The 5,928-nt window shown below is 67.8% G+C and carries 7 protein-coding genes; all 7 read left to right on the forward strand.

Annotated features, from left to right (window positions below; translation table 11 throughout):
• Nucleotides 1-2,003: YncE family protein (locus AC1D15_RS15355; RefSeq protein WP_477826646.1), on the forward strand; the 2,003-nt coding region annotated here is incomplete at its 5' end.
• A 140-nt stretch (nt 2,004-2,143) separates the two neighbouring features.
• Nucleotides 2,144-3,457 carry an alpha/beta hydrolase family protein gene (locus AC1D15_RS15360; RefSeq protein WP_477826647.1) on the forward strand — a complete coding sequence of 438 codons (1,314 nt, stop codon included), beginning with the start codon at nt 2,144-2,146 and terminating at the stop codon, nt 3,455-3,457.
• A gap of 10 nt (nt 3,458-3,467) precedes the next feature.
• Entirely contained in the window at nt 3,468-3,986 is a 519-nt protein-coding gene (locus AC1D15_RS15365) for an O-acetyl-ADP-ribose deacetylase (protein ID WP_477826648.1), read from the forward strand.
• Nucleotides 3,987-3,996: 10 nt separating this feature from the next.
• Entirely contained in the window at nt 3,997-4,539 is a 543-nt protein-coding gene (locus AC1D15_RS15370) for an ankyrin repeat domain-containing protein (protein ID WP_477826649.1), read from the forward strand.
• A gap of 38 nt (nt 4,540-4,577) precedes the next feature.
• Nucleotides 4,578-5,099, forward strand: a complete 522-nt coding sequence (locus AC1D15_RS15375; protein WP_477826650.1) for a DUF2199 domain-containing protein — start codon at nt 4,578-4,580, stop codon at nt 5,097-5,099.
• Between the two features lie 35 nt (nt 5,100-5,134).
• Nucleotides 5,135-5,545: a DUF4259 domain-containing protein gene (locus AC1D15_RS15380; protein WP_477826651.1), complete on the forward strand. Its 411-nt coding sequence runs from the start codon at nt 5,135-5,137 to the stop codon at nt 5,543-5,545.
• 104 nt (nt 5,546-5,649) lie between these two features.
• Nucleotides 5,650-5,928 (forward strand): DUF899 family protein (locus AC1D15_RS15385; protein WP_477826652.1); only part of this gene is annotated, 279 nt, incomplete at its 3' end.

Genomic DNA, 5,928 nt, shown 5'->3' on the forward strand with positions numbered 1-5,928 from the left:
TCAACAAGGCCAACGGGCGCTGGGAAGACGAGCTGAAGCGCAACTGGAACAACGCGGTGCAGTTCAGCCTGCCCGACCGCGACGTGTTCGCCGTCGACGCCAACACGCTGGCGCAGAAGACCAGCTGGTCGGGCGTCGGCACGGTGCTGTTCAACATGGTCACCAACCCGGTCAGCGGCGCGGTGTACGTCTCGAACACCGAGGCGATCAACGAGGCCCGCTTCGAAGGCCCCGGCACCTACGCCGGCCACACGGTGCAGGGCAAGCTCGCGCAGACGCGCATCACGGTGCTGTCGGGCGCGGCGGTGCAGCCGCGCCACCTGAACAAGCACATCGACTATTCGAAGCTGCCAAGCAACCCCGGCTACGACTGGACGATGAAGAACCATTCGCTCGCGATGCCGCTCGACATGGCGGTCACCGGCGACGGCCGCACGCTGTACGTGGCGGCGTTCAGCTCCAGCCGCATCGGCGTGTTCGACACCGCCGAGCTGGAGAACGACAGCTTCAACCCGCGCAGCGCGAGCGCGCGCTACATCGAGCTGGCCGGCGGCGGCCCGAGCGGGCTGGTGCTCGACGAGGCGCGCGGCCGGCTGTACGTCACCACGCGCTTCGACAACGCGGTGAAGGTGATCGACCTGGCCTCGCGTGCCACGCTGTCGTCGGTGGCGATGAAGAACCCCGAGCCGGCCGCGGTGCGCACCGGCCGGCCCTTCCTGTACGACGCGCGCCGCTTCTCGGCCAACGGCGAGGCCTCGTGCGCGAGCTGCCACACCTTCGGCGATGCCGACGACCTGGCCTGGGACCTCGGCAATCCGGATGACCGCGTCACCAACAACCCGATCACGAAGAACCTGTCGTCGCCGCTGGAGATCGCGCTGGGCAAGCTGCTGTTCGGCGTGAAGTCGCCGGTCAACGGCAGCGACAACGCCAACGAGTTCCACCCGATGAAGGGACCGATGACGACGCAGACGCTGCGCGGCATGCGCAACTCCGGCGCGATGCACTGGCGCGGCGACCGGGCGACCGGCATCTTCGGCAGCAGCGGCACCGACAGCACGCTGTCGTTCAAGAACTTCGCGGTGGCCTTCGAGGGGCTGCTGGGCGGCACCGCGCCGCTGAGCGAGGCCGAGATGCAGCAGTTCGCCGACTTCCAGATCCCGGTGATGCTGCCGCCGAACCCGATCCGCAAGCTCGACAACACGCTGACCGCCTCGCAGCAGCGCGGGCGCAGCTTCTACAGCGGCACGCGGCCGTCGGACGGCATCGACCTGGGCGCACTCGGCGGCCTGACGATGAACCAGACGGCCTTCACCTGCGAGGGCTGCCACCGGCTCGACCCGGCCAGCGGCTTCTTCGGCACCGGCGGGCGAGCGAGCTTCGAGGGCATCACGCAGATCGTGAAGATCCCGCACCTGCGCAACATGTACCAGAAGGTCGGCATGTTCGGCTCGCCGCGGGTGGAGTTCTTCGGCGCGCCCGACACCGGCTTCCTCGGCGAGCAGGTGCGCGGTTTCGGCTTCGTGAACGACGGTTCGGTCGACACGCTGTTCCGCTTCTTCACCGCCAAGGTCTTCAACCCGCAGCTCACCGTCGGCTTCCCGATCCTCGACCCGGATGCGACGCGGCGCGACGTGGTCGATTTCATGATGGCCTTCGACAGCGACCTCGCGCCGATCGTCGGCCAGCAGGTCACGCTGAACAGCGGCAACGCATCGGCGGTGGCGGGCCGCATCAACCTGCTGCTGCAGCGCGCGGCCACGCCGTTCACGTCGAAGGAGCTGGGCGGCGCGACCACCGAGTGCAGCCTGGTGGTGCGCATCGTCGAGGGCGGCGTGTCGCGCGGGCTGCTCTACAACCCGGCCGCGCAGGCCTTCGTCGCGTCCGACGGCAGCCAGCGCAGCGACGCCGCCGTGCGGGCGCTCGCGACGGTGCCGGGGCRGGAGGCGACCTACACCYGCGCGCCCCCGGGGTCGGGGGCACGCATCGCGTTCGATTCCTGAACGGGCGCTTCAGGCCGTCTGGCGGCGCAGCCGGACGGCCGGGGAGATCGACCGGTTCAGCCAGCGGGTGGGACACTTGCCGCGTCACTGGCTGGAACAGGATTCCCATGTCTGAACGAGCATCTCACTCCCGTGGCGCGATGGCTTGGCTTGCGCTGTGCAGCCTGGCGCTGCCGATGGTGTCGCAGGCGGCAGCAGAGCCGGCGGTCGACTGCGGTGTCGGCGCGTACCGGCTCGACGATGGCGGCATCGTCGACGTGGGCACGTCACGCGGCACCTCGCTGCGCTGGCGAAGGCCCGATGGAACGACGGGCGCCTTCGAGACCCAGGGCCCGGCGGCCGGCGTCAGTTCGCCGGGCTGGACGCAGCGGCCCGATGGCCGGCAGGTGCGCATCGATTGCGCGCAGGCCGGGATCGACTTCGGTGGCGTCCACGGCCGCCGGCTTGCGCTGCCGACGATCGACGTGCGGTTCACGAGTGACGGCACGCCGCTCGCGGGCCGCCTCGTGATGCCTGCCGGTGACGGGCCGGTGCCGGTCGTCGTGCTGCTGCAGGGCTCGGAGCACGACTCGGCGAAGCGCTTCGACTCGCTGCAACGGCGCTTTCCGGCCGCGGGTGTCGGCGCCTTCGTGTACGACAAGCGCGGCACCGGGGCATCTGGCGGGCACTACACGCAGGATTTCGAGCAGCTCGCGCGTGATGCGGTGGCAGCGCTGCAGGAGGCCCGGCGGCTTGCCGGCCGGCGCGTGGCGAGGATCGGATTGCACGGCCCGAGCCAGGGGGGCTGGGTCGCGCCGCTCGCGGCGAAGATCGCGCCGGTCGATTTCATCATCGTCGGCTTCGGGCTGGCGGTGTCGGTGCTCGACGAGGACCGCGAGGCGGTCGCGCTGAACATCACGTCGGCCGGCCACGGCGCGCAGGCGATGGCCGGTGCGATGGAGGTGGTGGATGCCTGCGGTGCGCTGGCCTTGAGCCCGGTGCCGGCGGTGTTCGACCGGTTCGCGCGCGTGCGGCAGCGCTACGCAGGCGAGCCGTGGTTCAAGGACGTGCGCGGCGACTTCTGCCACCTGCTGCTGGGGCTGAAGACGAAGGAGGAGTTGGCGGTGTTCGCGGAGCACCTGAACGCCGGAACGCCGTGGCTGTTCGACCCGATGGCGACGATCGCTGCCGTGACGGTGCCCCAGTTGTGGATCCTGGCGCAGGATGATCTCGAGGCGCCGAGTGCGGAGACGGCGCGCCGCCTCGCCGTGCTGCGAGGGGCCGGGCGGCCGATCGCGACGGCGGTGTTTCCGAAGACGGAGCACGGCATCTACGAGTACGAGACGGCGGCAGACGGCACCCGCCTGTCGACGCGCCAGCCGGACGGCTACCTGCGGATGATGGTCGACTTCGCGTTCGGGCCGGTGCTGAAGCCGGTGTATGGCACGGCGGTGCCGGCGCGACCGGATCGGTAGACTGGCGGGCATGACTGCCATGCTTCGCGCCGTTCGTGCCGACATCACGACCCTTGCCGTCGATGCGATCGTCAATGCTGCGAACTCGTCGTTGCTGGGTGGCGGTGGGGTGGATGGCGCGATCCATCGCGCGGCCGGTCCGGACCTCCTTCATGAATGCCGGCTGCTGGCCGGTTGCAAGACGGGCGATGCGAAGCTGACGAAGGGCTACCGGTTGAAGGCGAAGTACATCGTCCACACCGTCGGGCCGGTCTGGCGGGGTGGCGAGCACGGTGAGGCGGATCTGCTGGCGTCCTGCTACCGGAGGTCGCTCGAAGTCGCCGGCTCGAAAGGTGTCAGGTCATTGGCATTCCCGAGCATCAGCACCGGCATCTACGGGTATCCGATCGACTTGGCGGCGCAGGTCGCGGTCCGCACGGTGCGCGGCCATCTTGCGCAGTGTCCCGAGTTGGAAGAGGTGGTGTTCTGCTGCTTCTCCGCCATCGATCTCGCGGTCTACGAAAGGGCCATCGATGAACAGGCGAGCTGACTCCCAGCCGGTGCCGCCCATCGAATCCTGGGGCGACCTGCTGCGCGATCGTTCAGAGGCGGATGTGATCGCGTTCATTCGCCAGCAGCCTGAACTGGTGAATGCGCCGGATGCCGTCTCATCCGAATACGCGCTGGAGCAAGCTGTTTTCTACGAGAAGTGCGAACTGGTTCAAGTGCTGCTGGATCTGGGTGCAAACCCCGATCAACGGAACGACCAGGGTTGCCTGGCGCTGCACACGGCCATCGAATTGTTCGAGCGATCGCCGAGTGTCGCCTTGCAACTGGTCGAGGTCCTGCTGGTGCGAGGGGCCGATATCGAAGCCCGCGGGTATCCGGACTTCACAGCACTGCATCGGGCCTGCGCCGTGAATGCCATTCCGATCGCGATGGCGCTGATCGACCGCGGTGCCGGCCTGACGGCCGCAGCGGAAGCGTGGGTGGACGGCGGGCGCACGCCGCTCGACGTGGCCTTGACCCATCGGTACCAGGAGCTTGCGTCGCTGCTGCAGAGCCGGGGCGCAAAGAGCGTCGATGATCTTCCGGCAGCCTGACCCTTCTGGTTCCGTATCACTTCTTGAGCCCAACCACCATGGCAGCCATCTTCGCGTTCAAGTGCAGCAGTTGCGACAACATCCACGAGGGCTCTCCGAGCATCGCGTTCCGCATGCCCGATCCGTACGCCAGCCTGTCGGAGGAGCAGAAGGCGACGATGGGAAAGCTGAGCAGCGATTTCTGCACCATCACGCATGAGGACAGAACCGATCGTTTCGTCCGTGCCGTGCTGGAGGTGCCGATTCACGGGATCGAGGAGCCGTTCCTGTGGGGCCTCTGGGTGTCGCTGAGCGAGAAGAGCTTCAACCGCTATTTCGAAACCTACGATGAGCCCATCGACGGAGACTGTTTCTTCGGCTGGGTCTGCAACGCGATTCCGGCCTATCCGTACGACGAGTCGAGGCCGGCCGATGTCGTGGTGCAGCTCGGGGGCCAGCGACCCAAGGTCATCCTCCACCGTGGCGAGCACGGCCGCGATCCGTTGGTCATCGATCAAGTCCATGGAATTTCCATTGCCCGCGCACAGGAAATTGCGGAACATGCGTTCCATCGGAGCTGAGCCGGTCCCAGCACGGAATTCATCGAGGAGCGCACATGGGCGCATGGTCTGTTGATCCCTTCGGAAACGACGACGCCGCGGATTGGGCCTACGAGCTTGAAGAAGCCGACAGTCTCGGCCCCATTGAGGAAGCAATCGACGCTGTACTGTCTTCCGGCGAGGACTACCTGGAGGCTCCGCAGGCGTGCGTGGCCATCGCGGCGATCGAGGTTCTGGCCAGGCTCGCAGGCCGTTCCGGCGAGAAGACTTCGCACACGGAGGCGGTCGACAACTGGGTGGCGAGCGTTCAGCTCAAGCCACCCGTCGAGCTGATCGACAAGGCTCAAGCCGCCCTCGCGCGCATCCTTGCCGAGAACTCCGAACTGGCGGAACTGTGGCAGGACAGTGACGACCACGATGCCTGGCAGGCTCCGATGGATCATCTGCAAGCGCGTGTCGGTGCCTGAAGCAGCCATGCGATGACGCTGGCCCGCCTTTTTTTCGGCTCCTCGTGTCGATTCCGCTCCCCACCGTTCGTCGTCATGGCACCACCTCACAGCTGGAGACGCCCATGACCGCACAGCCGCCCCTGCGCCCCGCCAAGGACCTGGCCCAGTCCAGGCGCCGCTTCCCCGGCGAAAGCCCCGAGTACCGCGCCGCCCGCAACGCCCTGCTCGAGCAGGAGATCGAGCTGCGCCGCCTCAACGAGCGCGTCGCCGCACAGCGCCGCGCGCTGCCGCCGGGCGGCGTCGTGCCGCACGACTACCGGTTCGACGGCGAGCAGGGCCCCGTTACGCTGTCGCAGATGTTCGGCGAGCACGACACGCTGGTCATCTACAACTTCATGTAC

The organism is Rhizobacter sp. P2_H2 (assembly GCF_056403375.1).